The sequence below is a fragment of the Peribacillus sedimenti genome (genome assembly GCF_046237635.1).
Taxonomy (GTDB): domain Bacteria; phylum Bacillota; class Bacilli; order Bacillales; family DSM-1321; genus Peribacillus; species Peribacillus sedimenti.
This window is the reverse complement of record NZ_CP143547.1, coordinates 5,003,121-5,021,564: the sequence shown is the minus strand read 5'-3', so window position 1 is coordinate 5,021,564 and position 18,444 is coordinate 5,003,121. Positions and strand designations below refer to the sequence as shown.

At 40.2% G+C, this 18,444-nt stretch carries 14 protein-coding genes; 9 read left to right on the top strand and 5 right to left on the bottom strand.

Annotated features, from left to right (window positions below):
- Positions 1 to 75: 75 nt before the first annotated feature.
- Positions 76 to 522: a hypothetical protein gene (locus tag V1500_RS24420; protein WP_409303413.1), complete on the top strand. Its 447-nt coding sequence runs from the start codon at positions 76 to 78 to the stop codon at positions 520 to 522.
- Between the two features lie 399 nt (positions 523 to 921).
- Positions 922 to 4,536: a bifunctional 2',3'-cyclic-nucleotide 2'-phosphodiesterase/3'-nucleotidase gene (locus V1500_RS24415; protein WP_409303411.1), complete on the top strand. Its 3,615-nt coding sequence runs from the start codon at positions 922 to 924 to the stop codon at positions 4,534 to 4,536.
- 78 nt (positions 4,537 to 4,614) lie between these two features.
- On the opposite strand, the gene V1500_RS24410 is transcribed toward V1500_RS24415, so the two are convergent.
- On the bottom strand, positions 4,615 to 5,526 hold the full coding sequence (locus V1500_RS24410) for a DMT family transporter (RefSeq protein ID WP_409303410.1): 912 nt from the start codon (positions 5,524 to 5,526) through the stop codon (positions 4,615 to 4,617).
- Positions 5,527 to 5,764: 238 nt separating this feature from the next.
- Here V1500_RS24410 and V1500_RS24405 point away from each other — a divergent pair, with 238 nt between their 5' ends.
- Positions 5,765 to 6,457, top strand: coding sequence for a response regulator transcription factor (locus V1500_RS24405; protein ID WP_409303409.1), 693 nt, complete (start codon positions 5,765 to 5,767; stop codon positions 6,455 to 6,457).
- On the top strand, positions 6,435 to 8,666 hold the full coding sequence (locus V1500_RS24400) for a histidine kinase dimerization/phospho-acceptor domain-containing protein (RefSeq protein ID WP_409303408.1): 2,232 nt from the start codon (positions 6,435 to 6,437) through the stop codon (positions 8,664 to 8,666). Before V1500_RS24405 ends, V1500_RS24400 begins: the two co-directional genes overlap by 23 nt.
- 40 nt (positions 8,667 to 8,706) lie before the next feature.
- Here the strand turns inward: V1500_RS24400 and V1500_RS24395 are convergent, their stop codons facing one another.
- From V1500_RS24395 to V1500_RS24385, 3 genes are all read right to left on the bottom strand, one after another.
- Complete coding sequence (locus V1500_RS24395; protein WP_409303407.1) at positions 8,707 to 9,642, bottom strand: aldo/keto reductase; 936 nt, start codon at positions 9,640 to 9,642, stop codon at positions 8,707 to 8,709.
- A 131-nt stretch (positions 9,643 to 9,773) separates the two neighbouring features.
- Entirely contained in the window at positions 9,774 to 10,730 is a 957-nt protein-coding gene (locus V1500_RS24390) for a glycerophosphodiester phosphodiesterase (protein WP_409303405.1), read from the bottom strand.
- 116 nt (positions 10,731 to 10,846) lie between these two features.
- Complete coding sequence (locus tag V1500_RS24385; RefSeq protein ID WP_409306112.1) at positions 10,847 to 11,347, bottom strand: pyridoxamine 5'-phosphate oxidase family protein; 501 nt, start codon at positions 11,345 to 11,347, stop codon at positions 10,847 to 10,849.
- Between the two features lie 152 nt (positions 11,348 to 11,499).
- Here V1500_RS24385 and V1500_RS24380 point away from each other — a divergent pair, with 152 nt between their 5' ends.
- Positions 11,500 to 12,927: a PLP-dependent aminotransferase family protein gene (locus tag V1500_RS24380; RefSeq protein WP_409303403.1), complete on the top strand. Its 1,428-nt coding sequence runs from the start codon at positions 11,500 to 11,502 to the stop codon at positions 12,925 to 12,927.
- Between the two features lie 406 nt (positions 12,928 to 13,333).
- Entirely contained in the window at positions 13,334 to 14,350 is a 1,017-nt protein-coding gene (locus V1500_RS24375; RefSeq protein ID WP_409303401.1) for a PTS transporter subunit IIC, read from the top strand.
- A 42-nt stretch (positions 14,351 to 14,392) separates the two neighbouring features.
- Here the strand turns inward: V1500_RS24375 and V1500_RS24370 are convergent, their stop codons facing one another.
- Positions 14,393 to 15,334 carry a Gfo/Idh/MocA family protein gene (locus tag V1500_RS24370; protein WP_409303400.1) on the bottom strand — a complete coding sequence of 314 codons (942 nt, stop codon included), beginning with the start codon at positions 15,332 to 15,334 and terminating at the stop codon, positions 14,393 to 14,395.
- A gap of 487 nt (positions 15,335 to 15,821) precedes the next feature.
- Between V1500_RS24370 and V1500_RS24365 the strand changes: the two genes are divergently transcribed.
- The 3 genes from V1500_RS24365 to V1500_RS24355 all read left to right on the top strand — a co-directional run bounded on the left by V1500_RS24365 (position 15,822) and on the right by V1500_RS24355 (position 18,318).
- A complete protein-coding gene (locus V1500_RS24365) occupies positions 15,822 to 16,574 on the top strand; it encodes a threonine/serine exporter family protein (RefSeq protein ID WP_409303398.1) in 753 nt (250 codons plus the stop codon).
- Between the two features lie 14 nt (positions 16,575 to 16,588).
- Positions 16,589 to 17,017: a threonine/serine exporter family protein gene (locus tag V1500_RS24360; RefSeq protein ID WP_409303397.1), complete on the top strand. Its 429-nt coding sequence runs from the start codon at positions 16,589 to 16,591 to the stop codon at positions 17,015 to 17,017.
- A gap of 323 nt (positions 17,018 to 17,340) precedes the next feature.
- A complete protein-coding gene (locus V1500_RS24355) occupies positions 17,341 to 18,318 on the top strand; it encodes a class I SAM-dependent methyltransferase (RefSeq protein WP_409303396.1) in 978 nt (325 codons plus the stop codon).
- Positions 18,319 to 18,444: the final 126 nt, after the last annotated feature.

The following is an 18,444-nucleotide window of genomic DNA, read 5'->3' as shown; positions in this document are numbered from 1 at the left end:
ATGGTATATTTTTACAATTTATATTATAATTTTGAAATGATGTTGAGCAAATACAAGTGGAAAGGAGAAATTCGGATGTTAAAAAAATTTATTTCACTGATTGTTATAGCTTCTTTTGCCCTAAGTGTTCAGCTATTGCCTATGAGCGCTCAGGCGGTTACAACGACTGCTGTGGATACGCAAATTAAAAATGCCGTTTATGCCAACGCTAAGTATCTTCAAGAGGAAAATGTAACAAAAGTTATGGATGGTCTGTATTTGACAACGGATCAGCAAAGACAGACGAAATTAATCTATATCGATTTATTCCGGCAGTACGATCTAACCTATAAAATTACTAAATTTAAAATTATTTCCACAACTAAAACGACTGCCAAAGTATCGGTCACCCAGATAACAAAAAAAGTAAAAGGGCCGGCATTCAGAAACAACCAGGTGGTAGCTACCCACTATCTCAAACTGGTAAAAGGTAAATGGAAATTCACAAAAAGCGAAATACAATCTATAAAATACCTAAATTAAATGACAAGGCACTCAGATTTATTCTGGGTGTTTTTTATTTGTCGATCAGTCAGTAAGCGGAATCACTTGATTTTTTAGCAATATGCGTAACAAAGTCATTACAGGAATAATTAGTATAAATGTCACAACTAAAGAGAATTTTCGATTGATTTAGGTTTGTGATACGTAGGTTTATTGGTGGAAAGTGTTGTACTTTATAGATTTTTGTCAAAAATATGCATTTAGTCCCATATGACCTTTTACCCTTATTAGCACAGGGAAATTTTCTTATTATTATGAGGGGGGGCTATTTTTCGCAATATTGAAACTGACTTTACGATGGGCTTATCGAAATTGTCATAGGCAGGTTGCTAATTTGCTAGCTCAACTATTATTCTTCACTAGAAAGGTGAATCAGGAATGAAAAAAAGAAACAATCGCAGTGCTAATAAGATTTTATCAGCTTCACTTGCATTAACTCTTATATCCTCTCCGTTCCTTTCTGCACCGGCAAGTGCTGCAGATGCCGCACAGTCAAAAAAGTCGCCAGTCAATGTTATGGCGAAAAAGCCTTTTCAAGGTGAGCGTGATTTAGTAAAGCTTCGTTTAATGGAGACCACTGATATTCATACCAACCTATTATCCTATGACTATTATAAAAATGCTGATTATTTAAAAGTAGGTCTTGCAAGTACAGCCGCCCTTGTCAAAAATGCACGTGAAGAGGCAAAAAATAGTGTTTTAGTAGACAATGGGGACCTCATCCAGGGAACACCGCTAGGAACATATAAAGCGAAAGTTGACCCATTAAAGGATGGAGAGTTTCACCCTGTAATAAAAGCAATGAACCAAATGGATTATGATATGGCCACATTAGGAAACCATGAATTCAACTATGGCCTCGATTTCCTTGATGAGGTATATGATGATGCTAACTTCCCATATGTAAATGCAAATGTATATGTAGACGATAAAGATAATAATCCAGATAATGATCAAAATAAATTCGTGCCATACAAAATTGTAGAGAAGAAAGTAATTGATGAAAGTGGCAAAAAGCATGTGATCAAGGTAGGTTATATCGGTTTTGTTCCTCCTCAAATCAATGAGTGGGATAAAGCTAATCTTGAAGGCCGGGTCATCACAAAAAACATTGTTGAATCCGCGAAGAAATTCATTCCGCAAATGAGAGAAGAAGGCGCTGATGTGGTAATTGCCATGACACATTCCGGATTCAGCAGCAACAAAGCGAATACTGAAGATGTGATATATTCCTTGAGTGAAGTACCTGGGATTGATGCCATCACATTCTCTCACACTCATAAAGTATTCCCTGCAAAGAGTGAAGCTGCTTTGGATGGCTTATTCCTTGGTGCAGATAAAAAGCCGCTGCCAGGTGTGGATAATGCAAAAGGAACAATCAACGGTGTCCCTGCAGTACAAGCGGGATATGGCGGAGGGTCATTAGGTATCATCGATCTTGAGCTCAAGAAAGAAAGAGGAAAATGGTCGGTTGTGAACTCTCAATCCACTACCAGGGAAATTTATAAAGACGTTAAAGATCCGGCTACCAATAAAACTGTAACCGAAAGTACCGTGACTCCTGTCCAATCAATCGTTGACGATGTTAAACAGGTTCATGATGCAACCATTAAATATGTGAACACCCCGATCGGAAAGACGACTGATGATATTCACAGCTATTTTTCACTTGTACAGGATGACCCTTCGATCCAAGTAGTAACCAATGCACAAAAATGGTACGTGGAAAAGTATGTGGCTGAGAAGAAACCTGAGTATAAAGAGCTCCCAATCCTGTCAGTTGGAGCGCCATTTAAGGCGGGCAGAAACGGCGTATCAGAGTATACAGAGATTAAAAAAGGTGATTTGACAATCCGTAGTGCAGGGGACTTATACCTGTATGACAATACTCTAAAAGCAATCAAAGTAAAAGGCTCGGTTGTTAAAGAATGGATTGAAATGAGTGCAGGGAAATTTAATCAAATTGATCCTTTCAAAACTGAGGAACAGCAATTGTTAAACCCTGGTTTCCAAGTATATAATTTTGATGTAATTGACGGAGTACAGTATCAAATTGACGTAACGAAACCAGCAAAATATGATCCGAATGGAAATGTGATTAATCCGGATTCAAGCCGTGTGATGAATCTTACATACAATGGGAAGCCGGTCGATCCGAACCAAGATTTCATTGTTGTTACTAATAATTACCGCGCCGGTGGTGGAGGTAATTTCCCTGGTGTGAAAGGCAGCGAGCTTGTTGTAGATTCAGCGGATGAGAACCGTCAAGTTCTAATGGATTATATTACAGAACAAAAAGAAATCACTCCGACTGCTGATAGCAACTGGTCAATTGCGCCAATCGAGGGAGATGTGAATATTACATTTGCCACTTCGCCAAACGCGGAAGGATATATTAAAGAAGGAAGCAACATCTCTTATACTGGCAAAACAGACGGCAATGGCTTTGGGATATTTAAACTAAATTTAAGTCCTATTAAAGTTCAATTACTAGGACTAAATGATTTACATGGACAGCTTGATACCAGCACAAAGGTTGGAAATGACAACGCAGGCAATATGAAATACACCGCAGCAGCAATGAAACAGGAAGAAGCAACGAACCCTAACACGCTTCTTGTTCACGCTGGTGATATGATCGGCGGAAGTCCGCTAATTTCCGCTTTATTTCAGGATGAGCCAACGGTTGAAGTGATGGAGGCTATGGGTTTTGATGTCGGTACAATTGGAAACCATGAATTTGATGAAGGAATCACAGAGCTGCACCGTATGATTAAGGGAGGCGCTCATCCAAAAGGAGATCCAAATTACGACGGAATGAATTTCCCGGTGGTAGCAGCGAATGCTTATGATAAATCAACTGGCCAATTACTCACTGAGCCGTATGCCATTAAAAAAGTGGCTGGGAAGAAAATAGGCTTTATAGGGGTTGTTACACAAGAAACACCAAACATGATCATCACTAAGGGCAATGAGAACCTTCAAATAACGGATGAAGCAGTAGCTATTAATAAATATACTGCTGAATTAAAGGAACAAGGTGTTGAGGCGATCGTCGTTCTTGCCCATAACCCAACAACACAAACAGGTAAGTCTGATTCATTCGATGCCTCCAAGATTGCAGAAAATATAGACGATGAAGTGGATGTAATTTTCGCTGCACATAACCATGTAAAAGTAAATAAGGTAGTAGATAACAAGCTTATTGTGCAAGCATACTCTTATGGTTCAGCATTCTCTGATGTAGACCTTGAGTTAAATCCCATCACAGGGGACGTTGTGAAGAAAAATGCTGAAATCGTAACAGTTTTCCAGAAAGATTACACTCCCGATCTAGCTGTTTCAGCTATCATGAAGAAGTATGAAGATAAAGTGGCTCCTATTAAGGCAGAAGTAGTTGGTCATTCTGCCACTGCATTGCCATCTGGCTATCCATCATCTACAGGTGGGTTTGGAGACACTGCACTTGGTAATTTAATTGCCGATGGCATGAAGGCTGCCATGAACTCTGATTTTGCATTAATGAATGGTGGAGGGGTACGTGCACCACTGGATGAAGGTGAAGTGACTTTCGGTGATTTATTCTCCATTCAGCCGTTCGGAAATGTCTTAAACAAAGTGAAATTAAGTGGTGCGGATTTAGAAACAGTGTTGAATAACCAAATTTCCGATCGTGGCCTTGACTTCCATATTGCTGGATTTAAATACACATACTCTTATGATACTAATACTAAAACAGGTAAGGTCGTAGATATCTTCCTTCCAGATGGAAGCAAGATAGACAATACGAAAGAATATACAGTTGTTGTGAACAACTATATGTATGGAAACGCAAAATACGGAATTGGAGCACTATCAACTGATTTAGAAGTAGGTCCAGAAGATCTTCAGGCTACGGTTGATTACGTAAAATCTCTTCCGAAACCATTTGAATACAAAGCAGAAGGCCGCATAGCACAAGCACAAGCAGTGCCGGCAGCAGTAACACAATAAGTAGCAGTACAAAAAGCATCTTGATGGAGAACTTCCCTCTTTCAAGATGCTTTTTTCTGTTGCCAGACAATTATGTGTTTAATTGTGTGACGCACCAGTCTCATGCTGTGCAATAGCGTTTTTTTTGCGGCCTTGGCTGGTGAGATAAACGCCCGTAAAAACAAGGATACCCCCAATGATTTGCACAGCTGTTATGCTCTGTCCCATGACCAGGCTGAAGATAGCTGTGAATACAGTGATCAAGTTCAGATATACTCCTGCTTTGCTTGGCCCAATTTCTCGAACGGAAATGTTCCAAAAAATAAAGGAGCCCACTGAAGGGAAAATCCCCATATAAATGATTCCGATTAATGATTCTTTTTGACTTGGCAGCTGTATTCCTGAAGCAAGGATGAAAGGCAGCAGTAAAATCAATGCAAACACGACGGATACGGCAGTTGCTGAAATAGGAGGGATATGTTTCGTCCTTCTTCCCACAATCGAGTAGACGGTCCAAACCAGAATGGCCGCAAGCATTAAAAGATCTCCAAGATTATAATTTGTTTCCAATAATTTTTGAATTTGTCCCCGCGTCAAAACCAGTATCACACCCAGCAATGAAACCGCCAATCCAATAATATTAGTGCGAGATATCTTTTCCTTAAGAAATAAAAAGGCGAATAACACGATTAAAGCTGGGTTGATCGAGTTGACTAGCGAGGCATTCATCGGTGTTGTAAAACGAAGTGCCTCATAAAGGAGAAAATTATAACCAATAATACCCAAAACGGCCATCACAACGAGGATTTTCCATTCTCGCCATACCAGCTTCCAATTTGGCCGTTCAATGAAATGAGCCAATGGGAACATAAGAAATACCGCAATCAGCCAACGGGAAAACGTCATTTGCAGGGGAGACATGTCTTCGACAACATACTTTCCAAACATGTAATTTCCTGCCCAAAATAAATTGGCAAGTATAAGGAACATTAGCACATGGTACTTTTTCATGATTAAGGCTCGCCTCTTCCTAATTTGTGCAAAGCTGCTATGTATTTCACTCAATATACCAAACTGAAAAAAGTGTAGCAATGGTTTCGAACAGAAATAAATAGGAGGTTCAGCGTTTATTCAGATTAACTTAAGAAAATCTTAAGAATTTAGATAGGTAAAAGTTAAGATTAATTGCTTAGGATATAGTTAAATTCAATAAATAAGAAATGGTATAATCTGGAGGGGAGTGAAGAATATGAATCAGTTTAATGTTCTGGTAGTGGATGATGAAAAAGAAATCCGGGATGCGATTGAAATATATTTAAAAAATGAAGGAATTACTGTAATTAAAGCTGCTGATGGTATTGAAGCATTGGAAAAACTGAATGAGAAACAAATACACCTGATTATATTGGATGTAATGATGCCTAGGTTGGATGGTATTTCTACTACATTTAGAATTAGAGAAGAGAAAAATATTCCTATTATTATCTTAAGCGCGAAAAGTGAAGATACCGATAAAATTTTAGGCTTACAGGTCGGGGCTGATGATTATGTAACAAAGCCCTTCAATCCAATGGAATTGCTGGCGCGGGTAAAATCTCAGCTAAGAAGGTATGTCACACTTGGTACATATGAAAGAAAGGAAAAGCTGGTGAACCTCAACGGCCTAATGCTGGATCGGCAAGCAAAACAGGTGTCCGTTAATGGGGAAGCTATAAAACTGACTCCTATCGAATATAGGATTGTAGAATTGCTAATGAGCCATCCGGGGAGAGTTTTTTCCATTAATGAGATTTACGAGCGCGTTTGGAAAGAGCCTTACTATAACGCTGAAAATACAGTGGCAGTACATATAAGGAAAATACGTGAAAAAATAGAGATTGATCCGAAAAATCCAAGGTTTTTAAAGGTGGTATGGGGAATTGGCTACAAAATCGAAAAATAGCATCCTATTTATAATTTGGAGTCTACTGACTTCCGCTGGAATTATGGGCACCGTTTTTTTTCTTGTCCACTTGAATAATCACTCACTCACCAGGAATTACTTTGATTCAGTTGCATTTAATGAAAAATATGGGCATTTTCTAAATTTATTATCGATATATGAGTTAAACATTAAAAACAGGGAGGATATAAAATCGAAGATCGAGGTTTCCAAGGAAGAGATAGAGGAGTATCGGTATCGCTATGGTACTTTGTCGGAACAAACGGCCAATATATATAGCCAATACGAATCAAAGATTGAGGATGCCCGCAATGCTAAAAGAGAGGAAGTCGCAAAGCTTTACGAAAAGGAACGCGATAGGAAGCTGGAGGATATAACGAATAATTTTAAGAATGACGAATACGTGCGTGAAAAAGTCATCCGGGAAAAATTGAACAGGGTGGATGAATACTTTAAAGAACTGGGGAATTATAGACAGGATTTCGAGGCTGATAAGGATGTTTTTGTGTATCATTTGAGGAATCTTGATACGAAAGAAATTTATGCCAATATCAATGGGGCGAAATTACAGGATGATGTCGACCAAGGAAAGGTAAATTTCTCTCGATCTTATAGCGCAGCAGGAAATGATATTTTGAACACGGAGGACAATACTATATTAACCGGCTATGATGATGTGGTAGCCGTTATTAAAGATGGGGAAAGCCAAAAATATGAAGGTACAATAGCCATTCCAAAGAACATAACATCTAACAATCCAGTCATGACTGAAAATCAAGATTATAAAAAGATGCAAATGCTATACTATACCTTTTCGGGTATGGGTGTTATCTCTCTCCTCATATCAGTCCTGTTATATTGGAAAAAAAGACAAGCTATTCTAATCGACTATATGAAGACTATAAAAATACTTTATGATCGAATTCCACTCGATGTAAGAATTTTGCTGTTTTGTCTTAACATTATTTGCAGTTTGTGGGCCCTTGCAGCTATGAATGAACAATATTTATTCAATCCATACTCTTATCTTCTTGATCAATTAATAACAGGCAGCTTAATTACCATGATTTTTCTCACAGTTACTATCATTCAGGCGATGTGGCTGATACCAGTCCTAAAGGATTCTGAAAAAATGGCATTTCAGTTAAAGAGGGGTGTAGTCTTTCGTTCCTCGAGTATGCTTAAAATGGCTTTTCTTCAAAAGAGCATAGGTATTCAGCTGTTTCTTTGTTTAGGTGTAATATTGGCTTCAGGATTCGGCTTGGGTGTGGTCTTATTTATTCCGGAAACGTCGTTTATTTACATAATTTTATTTCTTGCTGTAACCGTTCCAACTTTTGTCATCATGATGAAAAGAATTGGGTATTTCAACATGATCATCAAGAATGCCAATCAGCTTGCAGAAGGACGAACAGCTCCTGATCTCCCTGTAACAGGCAAATCATCAGTTTTGGCAAAACTCGCTGCAAATGTTAATACACTGAAGCAGGGCGTCAACGCTTCTCAAAGGGAACAGGCGAAAAGTGAAAGATTGAAAACGGAGTTAATTACAAATGTCAGTCATGATTTGAGAACGCCATTAACTTCGATCATTACTTACACAGAACTAATGAAGACTCCGGAGTTGACGGAAGATGATCGTAAAGCATACCTCGAGATTATTGATCGCAAATCCAAACGGTTAAAAATATTGATCGATGACTTGTTTGAGGCTTCTAAAATGGCAAGCGGAAACATCGAATTGTATCAGGAAAAGATAGATATTATTCAGCTTCTTCACCAGGCATTGGGAGAATATGACGAAATGATTAAGCATTCTACTCTGAAGTTCCGGTTGAATATACGCGAGAAGCCAATCTATGCCTATGTAGATGGACAGAAGATTTGGAGGGTGTTTGATAATTTGATAGGGAATATTCTGAAGTATTCTTTAAATCAGACAAGAGTGTATATATCAGTTAACCATATAAACGGACATGCTGTAATAACCTTTAAAAATGTGTCTCAATTCGAACTTGGCGGGGACACCGATGAATTGCTGGAAAGGTTTAAAAGAGGGGATGCATCCAGACATACAGAAGGGTCTGGTTTAGGCCTAGCAATTTCCAAATCCATTGTGGATCTTCATGGCGGGAATTTAGAGATTGAAGCGGATGGTGATCTGTTTAAAGTATCAGTTACTTTGGAAGCCCTGGAAGGTGCAGCATAAAATATGGGAATTGGCATATTGAGCCAATTCCCTCTTTTCATTAAGCCTGGAAAATACGGCTAATTTTCACAACCTCTTCATCCGTTAAGTTTACATTCAATGTTTTTAAATTGTTCTGCACCTGCTCAGGTCTTTTGGCACCAGGAATAAGAACATCAATTGCGTTTTGGGTGAGATACCAGGCAAGCACGACATGGGCTACTTCTGCGCCCTTTGCTTCAGCAATTTCCCGGACTAGTTCTACTTTCTCCAAGTTGCGCTCAAAGGTTTCGCCCTGGAACATAGGATTCTTGGCGCGGCCGTCATTAAATGTAGTGTCCTTCGTATATCTGCCGCCCAGCAGTCCGGCAGCAAGAGGGAAGTACGGAATGAAAGAGATGCCATTTTCTGCTGAATAAGGAAGCAAATCGGACTCAGCTTCACGCTTAAAGAGGTTATACTCCGATTGTAAAACTTCTATGTAGCCATCTTTATTGCCTTCTTTCATTTGTTCAATTGAAAAGTTAGAAACACCGATTGCCCTTATTTTGCCCTGGTCTTTTAATTCCTTTAGGGCACCTACCGCTTCATCCTTAGGCGTGTTTTCGTCAGGGAAGTGGATATAAAATAAGTCAATATAATCTGTTTGAAGTCTCTTTAAACTGCCCTCGACGGAGTCTTTAAGAAAAGCCGGGGAATTATCAAAGACGATCTTGCCGTCGACAAACTTATGGGCTCCTTTGGTAGCGATCACCACTTCGTCACGGCGTCCTCTTTCTTTTATGACTTCGCCAATGAGTTCTTCAGATCGCTCAGGTCCGTAAATAAAAGCCGTATCCAAAAAGTTAATACCGTTTTCCAGAGCTGTACGAACTACATCTTTTCCGGTCTCTTCATTTAAATTCGGATAAATATTGTGGCCGCCGACAGCGTTTGTACCTAAGCCAATAGGATTAACATACAATTCAGTTTTTCCGATACGTACTTTTTCCGCCATTCCATACACTCCTTTGTATATATTGCATGCTTTTATCTTAACAAAATGGGAAAACACAACGGAAATAGTTTGGCTTATTTTGGAGCTAAAAATTACAAAAAAAACCGGAGTCAGATAGCCCGGTACCTGTATCACTTTGTCTTGTTCATCAGTTCAAGCAGTAAATCTGGCCGGTTTGTCAATATTCCGTCCGCTCCCGATTTCAGCAGTTTTTCCATCGTTTTAGGATCATCTATTGTCCAATAATGCATCTGTAAGCCGCGCCGGTGCGCTCCTCGAATTAAATTACCATCAGTCAAATCAAAGATGCTTTCTTCCGTAGGCACCTGAAATGCGTCAACATCCGGGGAATATAGATTAGGCAGGAAGATTTTATGAAAAATGACAAAGCGCGTAACTTCCTGTTTTCCGGCAACCATTGCGGTTTTGCCTTTGGAATATTTTTCAAAAGTCCGCAGGATGTCCTGGTCAAAGGAGGCAATCAAAACTTTGTGCTCCATATGATATTCTTCAATTAAATCCCAAAGCTTGGAGGCCATTTCTTCGATGCGCTTTGGCGGATTATCATCTTTGATTTCGATTTCGATACGCATATCGGGAAACTCCCGGAACATTTCTTCTACAGTCGGAATATATACTCCTTTTCCACGGTAGCTGTACTGGCCTTGCAAGTCTTTAAAATGGTAGCCGGCATCCAATGTTTGAATCTCTTCCAATGTAAAGTCGGACACCTTTCCCGTGCCATTGGTTGTGCGGTCCACACTAGGGTCATGAATGGCAACCAGATGGCCGTCCTTTGTTATGTGAATATCTGTCTCCAGCACATCCACTCCCAAATCAGCAGCATTTTGAAATGCAGCCATGGTATTGGAGGGCGCCAACAGCTCACCGCCTTGGTGAGCAATAACTAAAGGCCTTCCATTCTGAAAAAATTTTTTTTGATTAACTTTTTGAACCGGATATAAATTACATAGCAGAAAGAATAGTAAGCAAAGTGTCAGCACTGATAAAATGATCCATTTGGAGTTTATCCTGCCTTTGTTTCTATCAATGATCGTTTGAGCCATAAACAGGTTCCTTTCAAACAAATATACTCCTAAATATTATATATCACGCAATGAAGGCGGTGGATTAAAATGGAAAGTTTTTAACTATTTGTTTTACCGGCCCATTTACCCAGTGCGTCTACAAATATGCTGTGAAATCATCTGGATTTATCGAGCGCGGTTTTGCCTGGATAAAATTTTGCAGCTTCATTTACTTCATTTAATTTTGCAGAAATGGACTCAGGCACTAGTTTTAAAACAGCCGTCCTGCTCCCCAGCGAAGAACGATATTTTTCAACATGGCTTTTGGAAAGGGGAGAGTGGTAGTACCCAGGTACATACTTGTTCAGCATCTCCTGCATCGCAGAAGTGGCTTCGTTCAAGTCAGTCACTATTTGAATATGTCCAAATAACATAACGCTCATGTAAGAGGTGTCTGTCTTCGCTGGGACAGGATCTGTTAATGTACCAAGGTCTTCACTGACTGTAAAACAGGCATTTGAATTTCGTCCGATGATGTCAATTTTTCGCCCATGGGCTGCCCCATGAATATATATAGCCCGGTTATAATAAACAAAATTTAGAGGAACGACATAAGGCAGCTTTTCATCTGCTAAACCTAGAAAACCGGTTCTCGCGTTAACAAGAAACATCTCCATGCCTGCTTCATCGTCCCATTCACGTGTTGAGTAACGCACAAGAAACCCCCCTTAACTGATTTGCCGATATGATAAAATGATTTTACCTGTATCCTGGCACCGCTAAAAGTGACAGGCGGCGAAATTATCTTGGGGTCAGATGGAGGCAAAACATGTACGAGATTACTCCTTTTCTGGATAGGAAATTGGATAGCCCACTTTATGTCCAGCTTTATACATATATTAAGAGGGAAATAGAGAATGGAGGCATACCTGCTCATTCTCAGCTCCCGTCCATCCGTTATTTAAGCGAGCATTTAAACGTCAGCAAGAATACGGTAGAAAATGCTTACCAGCAGCTTGTAGCGGAAGGGTATGTCGAGAGCCGGCCCCGCAGCGGCTTAATGGTTTTGGAGGTCGACCAGCCTGTTTGGCAGCCGGATCGGCTTGTTGTTGATAATGCTGAGGATGAGAAAGAGTCAAAAGGAATGGAAGAAGTCATAGACTTTAAATATGGAAATGTGGATCGAAACCATTTTCCAATGAAAATCTGGAAACGTTGCTTACAGGAGGCCTTGTACAAAGACGAAGCAGGATTATTTGGATATGGGGAGGCGAAGGGTGACCTAGGGCTGCGTACAGAAATAGCCAATTACTTGTTTCAATCCCGGGGCGTAGCCTGTTCGCCGCAACAAATCATAATATGCGGAGGGACACAAAATGCGATAAGCCTAATTTGTCAGCTTCTTTCTCTCCAGGGGCAATCCATTGCATTTGAAGATCCCGGCTATGATGGGGTCAGAAAGGTCTTCCTGAACTATGGCTGCAAAATTACTCCTATAAAACTGGATTCTGACGGCATTAATCTATCGAAACTGGACTTGGAACAGAAGAACGCAGCGGCAGTCTATATTACTCCTTCTCATCAGTTCCCAATGGGTATGGTTCTGCCTATTCAAAAGCGGCTAAAGCTGCTGGAGTGGGCTTATGCCAATGACCGTTATATCATTGAAGATGACTACGACAGTGAATTCCGCTATCAGGGTCAGCCTGTTCCATCATTAAAGGCACTTGATGCCCATGACAAAGTAATTTATTTGGGGACGTTCTCAAAATCCTTTTTGCCTTCCACCAGAATGAGCTACCTGGTGCTGCCTCAGACATTGATGCAGAAAATGGACGGGCATTTGTCGCATTATAATCAAACTGTTTCTCCTATTATCCAAAAGGCCATGTGTCTTTTCATGAAAGAGGGCTATTTCGAACGCCATATTCGAAAAATGAGAAAAATATATCAAGTAAAACATAAAACACTGTTAAAAGCGGTAGAGACTTACTTTGGTGACCAGGTAGAAATTGTCGGAAGCAAGGCTGGACTACATTTGCTATTGCAAACACATAACAAAGACAATGAAAGCCTAATAAAAAAGGCTGGGCAATACGGAGTTAAGGTGTACTCCACTTTGAAGTATTGGTTTGCTAAAGAAGCGACAGAGCCCTCCTTAATCATGCTTGGTTTTGGTGCATTATCAGAAAAAGAAATAGAAGAGGGGATACGCCTGCTTCACCGGGCTTGGGAAAGCATAGCTGATAAGGGTTGAATAGACGGTACGGATGATTCCAATTAGGCTAGGTAATATGGGTATCCGTACTTTTTTATTTGTTATTACAATACAAGAACTTTTATTATTTCAGAAAAGAATATCAGGACTTATAATATGTAAGCGTTTTAAATATTTTAAATAAAAAAAGTTATTTACAAATTCAGAAAATTTATGTTAGTATAACAAAAAACATGAATGGGTTAGGAGTCATTATCATGTACACTCACACTAAGACGCATAAGGGAATTATTATTATTACGTAGAGGACTGAAACTACCATTCGTAAATGGCATGTTTGAGTCCAGCTTGCGTTTTGACAAGGCGCTCAAACGTAAGAGTAGCGCCCATCCAATATCGGACGGGTTTTTTTATTGAAAAATAACAGCAGGGGAGTCAGTTAACCATGAAAAATTATGCAGTAGAGCGTATGTATAAAGCCTCAACTGGTATTGCCAATGCAGTTTTGGTAACATTGGGCATCGGTTTATTGTTTGAGACAATAGGGAAGTTCATTGGCTGGGAGGCCTTTATCGGAATCGGATCGGCAGCTAAAGTACTGCTTGCACCAGCGATAGGGGCAGGAGTTGCCTACCAGCTTGGAGGAAATAGCCTGGTTATATTTAGTGCCATGGCAAGTGCGGCGGTTGGAGCGAATGCGATTCATGCCACTCCGGAGGGAGTTTTCACAATTGTTCCGGGACAGCCGCTCAGTGCTATTCTGGCAGCTGTGATTGCTACATGGGTTGGAAAAAGGATAACTGGCAGAACAAAGCTTGATATGATGGCTATTCCTGCCGGAGCAGTGCTGGCAGGGGGGATTGCCGGGGTAGGCTTAGCGGCAGTTACAACACCGTTATTACAATGGCTAAGTGCAGAAATAACATCTTCTGTACAAGGGTCTCCAGTTCTTGCTTCCATGGTTATTGCCTTGGTATGGAGTATATTGCTAATGTCACCGGCATCATCGGCAGCTATAGCAATTGCATTGCAGTTGGATCCCGTTTCCAGTGCGGCTGCACTAATTGGATGTACCGTTCAGTTTGCTGGTTTTACAGCCATGTCACTAAAGCAGAATGATTTAGGCGGGTTTCTTGCACAGGCTTTAATCACACCTAAAGTACAGTTTCCTAACTTGATCAAAAATCCAAAACTCGTGATTCCTACGTTTGTTGCTGCAATTATTTGTGCACCTATCGCTACAATAGGATTCGACTTTAAGGTTCCGTACGAATTGGCCGGGCTTGGGCTGAATTCTTTCATCGCGCCTTTAAATATTTTAGCTAATCAAGGATGGATTGTGTTCCTTATTTATATTGCGGTGGGAGTGATTTTACCGATTGCCCTTACTCTAGGAATCTATCAGATTATTAAGATGGTTGGATGGGCAAAAAAGGGAGATTTGCATATGGAAGTACAGTAATATGAAAAGAGCACAGCTGACAGAGCAGCTGTGCTTCTTTTTTTATTTTCGCAATTGCTCTAGGATGCCCTGCGCCTGGTATCCTGCTGCAAAATCTATTATGGTAGCTTCTTTGCCTTGAATTGCTGTTACTAGATGATCTATGAGCGACTCTTCTAAATCTTGATCTGCTTGAAGTGGAGCTACCTCTTCATTTAGCTTTCCACCTTCGAGCAAGCCCCAATTCACCAGGGAAAGAGTTCCTTCTGTTCCGTAGGCTGTTAATTTGATTTGTTCATTTCCTGCTATTCCGCTTAATCCATCTATTAAGAATGGAACTTCTTCATTGATATAAAGTGTAGCCAGTATACTGTTTTCAGAAGCATTAGGATCTTCTGGGAACTGGATGATTCTGTCCCTTACTGAGAGGGCACCGAAGATACTTTGTATTTGCTGGATGAAATGGATGCCCACCTCAAGCACAAAACCACCTTGTTCCTTGCTCGCGACCCACTCGTTTTGCTGCCAGGCTCTCGGCCATTGAGGGAAACGCATGACAAGCTCCAGACGGCGAAGAGTACCAACGTAATGTTCCTTGATTAATCTGGCAAAAGTATTGCTGCCGGCACTATAGTTAAGAGGGAAGTTCATGGCATGGACAATATCTGCTTTCTGAGCCTGCTCCAGCATAATATTTGCCTCATCAAGAGAGTTGGCAAGCGGTTTTTCACACAGAATATGGATTCCCTTGCTGATGACATCTGTAGAGACCCTATGGTGATATTTAGGCGGTACGGCTACATAAACAAGATCCAGCTGTACCTTTTCAAGCATTTCTCCATGATTCATAAAGAATGGAATGCTGCCAAGGGTTTTAGCGGTCTTTTCAGCCAATTCTTGGTTTATATCACAAACTGCTGCAATTTGTGTGGATGGATGCTGGTTGAACTGGTGAATCAACCTTTGGCCAATCGCTCCAAGGCCAATAATACCAACTTTAATCATAATATACATCTCCTTTGAACAACTGATGATTCAGATAATTAATTATAGTATGAAAACGTTTCTTGAAAAAGTGCAATCGTACTGTTAGCCGTAAAATTTCGAAGAAAATCAAATAAGTACGCGGCAGGATGATCGGTTTTAAAATTCGGATTCAGTTAATCTCAATTTATCACAAGCTAGTTTCCATGTGTTTCACGTGAAACAGCAATACCTGCATTGCGGTCTTTAAACGATTTGAACGTTTGGCTTCTTACAAAAGGGGTAGACTTCGATAGTGAAGCACCATAAAGGGTTCAATTGTTAAACTGATATGCAAATATAAACTTTTACATTTTCATAATGGTGAATTACATAACCTCTACGCTGTTCAAGAGGTTATTTTCTTGATTTTTTCGAAACGTAAACTGTCTTTAATATCCTTTTTGTTTAAAATAGATTATGATGAATGAAAGTTGAAAGAAAGAGGCCTTAATCGGAGAGATGAAATATGGAAAAACGGGTTTATACATATGAAATAATAGAAGTTTGCCTTCTTGCAGGCAAGATTATGCTCGAAAGCGGTGCAGAAACCTACAGGGTAGAAGATACAATGACTAGAATCGCAATGTCCTTCGGAATCGATCATTCACACAGCTATGTAACGCCAACCGGCATTATTTTTTCTATAGATGGAGCGGATCCTGCCAAACTGGTTCGGATTTCTGAGCGTTCAACGGATTTACGGAAGGTAACGGTTGTTAACAGTCTTTCCAGGCAAATCGCCAGTGGCATACTTTCTCCTCAAGATGCGCTCACACAGCTTAGGCAAATTGAAAAAGAAAGAGATGCCTATCCGCTTTGGATACAAATTTTTGCTGCGTTTATATCCAGCGGCTGCTTCTTGATCATGTATCAGGGCCAATGGCATGATTTTCTTCCGGCATGTATAACAGGAGCCGTAGGTTTATCCGGAGTGATCTTTTTACACCGTCTCCTGGAAATAAAGTTCTTCGCTGAGTTCCTTTCTTCCGTTGTAATCGGTCTGCTGGCTTTTTTGTTTGTGAAAATTGGAGCAGGGCATGAAATAGATAAGATAATAATCGGATCAGTTATGCCCTTGGTTCCCGGGGTGCTGATCACGAATGCTGTGAGGGATCTAATTGCAGGACATCTGGTATCAGGTATAACAAAAGGGGCAGAGGCATTTCTTACGGCTTTTGCAATTGGTACAGGAATAGCAGTGGTTTTTGCATTCTACTGAGAAAGGGAAACAATATGATAGCACAGCTTATTACCAGTTTTATTGCTTCAGCAGCTTTTGGGGTAATATTTAATGTCCCGAAACAATCATTGATAAAATGTGGATTCGTAGGGATGGCAGGATGGGCGGTTTATTATGGGCTTGTATCAAGGGATGCCGACAGCGTGCTTGCAACTCTTGCAGCCGCATTCTTGGTCGCGGTGATAGCTCAATATTTTGCCAAGTTTTATAAAACTCCCGTTATTATTTTCAGCGTATCCGGGATCATACCATTAGTACCGGGCGGACTTGCATATGACGCAATGCGGCATTTTGTCAGCAATGATTATAATATGGCCATCCAGCTGGCAGCTAAGGCTTTTATGTTTTCTGGAGCCATTGCGATGGGCTTATTATTGTCAGAAGTTATGAACCAATTGGTAAGAAAATACAATATGAAATAATAGCCTCAAACTAGCAGGAATGTTTTGTTCCTGCTTTTTTATATATATTTTTTGCTATCTTTTCAGGAAAAAAAGGAATCGGCCAATAACTGTGGAAATTATAATGAAAACGCTTACTTAAATAAATGGAGGTCTAAAACGAATTTTGGAATGACAAAAATTTTTGCTCTCTCTTTTTTAACTAAGTATTATCTAGTATTTGTGAAAACAGCACATCAGGGGTAATGTGAGAGTTTTTTTGACAAGGTAATTTGGCTTATGCAGTTTCCTAATTTTTTGTTAAGGAAATAATATGGCATCGCTAATCTAGGGGTCATGGAACTTTGCAATGTGCCGAGAAAATATTATGTGTACAGCTAAGAGTGTCCGAAATCTATCGAAAAGGAAGTGAATATGGCGTGAGCGTTAGCCAGCTAAAAGTAGATGAGCCGTTATTTTCAGAAGTTGATTTTGAAACGACCTGGCTTGAACCCAGTTATCGTGTAGATTTAAGAAATCCTTGCAGTGAAAAGCTTGATCAGTTTATTAATGCCAATATTGTTTCCGACTGGTCGCTTGTTAAATGGAAGGACATTGGTAAGCCATATGAAGTGAAGACAGTTGCTGCTGCAAAAAGTGAATGGGAAAAGGAAAATGGCGAAATGTCCGTAAAAACATCTTGGGAATTTTTTAATAAATCATTCCATGAGTGGTTTGTCAAGGATGTACCGGATGAGCTAACGAAAAAGAAAGACGATTTGAAAAAATATATGTCCAGATTCCAGCTAAGTGACGTAAAGAAAGCATTAGGTGAGACGATACGTTTGTCTCTATGGAATTATGCCCACCGTATTGAGGATGGGGTTTGGGACCCCCGTGGAAAGCGTGCTTTATTTCAAGGCTTGGATGTAAAGAAGCCGAGGATTCTTTTTCTTGGTGCCGCAGAGGGATATGAAGCGATGCAGCTGTACGCTATGTATCCTGAAGGGGAAATTGTAATGGTGGATTATGATGACTTCTGCCGTACTGATCGGTTCGGACATTTCCCGGAAAGCTATCCTTTCCTTGGTGTCAATCCCGCTTCAGGACATCCAAAGGTGTGGCACAAAAACGAAATGAATATACATTATGTGGTGGATGATATAAGAAATCTATCATTTGGACAGGAGTTTGATATTGTCCTTAGTGTTGGTCTGCTGGAACATTTTCCAGATGCGTTCAAGAAGGAAGCTATGGATTGGCACAGAAAGTTTCTGAAGCCTGGTGGTTATGCCATCATGACCACACCGCGCTTACAGGCAAAGTCTAAGCTATTTATATGATCATGGCTGATGTCATGAACCATACGTACCGGGAACTGATGGATATTAGGCAGATGGGGCTGTATGTATATGAAGGCGGATTTAATATCCTTCGGCATGGATATATTAAAGTTCACAATGGTGTTG

Bases quoted from the DNA above. Each gene is read 5' to 3' on its own strand.
- V1500_RS24420 (WP_409303413.1), top strand. From the start codon at position 76: ATGTTAAAAAAATTTATTTCACTGATTGTTATAGCTTCTTTTGCCCTA.
- V1500_RS24415 (WP_409303411.1), top strand. From the start codon at position 922: ATGAAAAAAAGAAACAATCGCAGTGCTAATAAGATTTTATCAGCTTCA.
- V1500_RS24410 (WP_409303410.1), bottom strand. From the start codon at position 5,526: ATGAAAAAGTACCATGTGCTAATGTTCCTTATACTTGCCAATTTATTT.
- V1500_RS24405 (WP_409303409.1), top strand. From the start codon at position 5,765: ATGAATCAGTTTAATGTTCTGGTAGTGGATGATGAAAAAGAAATCCGG.
- V1500_RS24395 (WP_409303407.1), bottom strand. From the start codon at position 9,642: ATGGCGGAAAAAGTACGTATCGGAAAAACTGAATTGTATGTTAATCCT.
- V1500_RS24385 (WP_409306112.1), bottom strand. From the start codon at position 11,347: ATGGAGATGTTTCTTGTTAACGCGAGAACCGGTTTTCTAGGTTTAGCA.
- V1500_RS24380 (WP_409303403.1), top strand. From the start codon at position 11,500: ATGTACGAGATTACTCCTTTTCTGGATAGGAAATTGGATAGCCCACTT.
- V1500_RS24375 (WP_409303401.1), top strand. From the start codon at position 13,334: ATGAAAAATTATGCAGTAGAGCGTATGTATAAAGCCTCAACTGGTATT.
- V1500_RS24370 (WP_409303400.1), bottom strand. From the start codon at position 15,334: ATGATTAAAGTTGGTATTATTGGCCTTGGAGCGATTGGCCAAAGGTTG.
- V1500_RS24365 (WP_409303398.1), top strand. From the start codon at position 15,822: ATGGAAAAACGGGTTTATACATATGAAATAATAGAAGTTTGCCTTCTT.
- V1500_RS24360 (WP_409303397.1), top strand. From the start codon at position 16,589: ATGATAGCACAGCTTATTACCAGTTTTATTGCTTCAGCAGCTTTTGGG.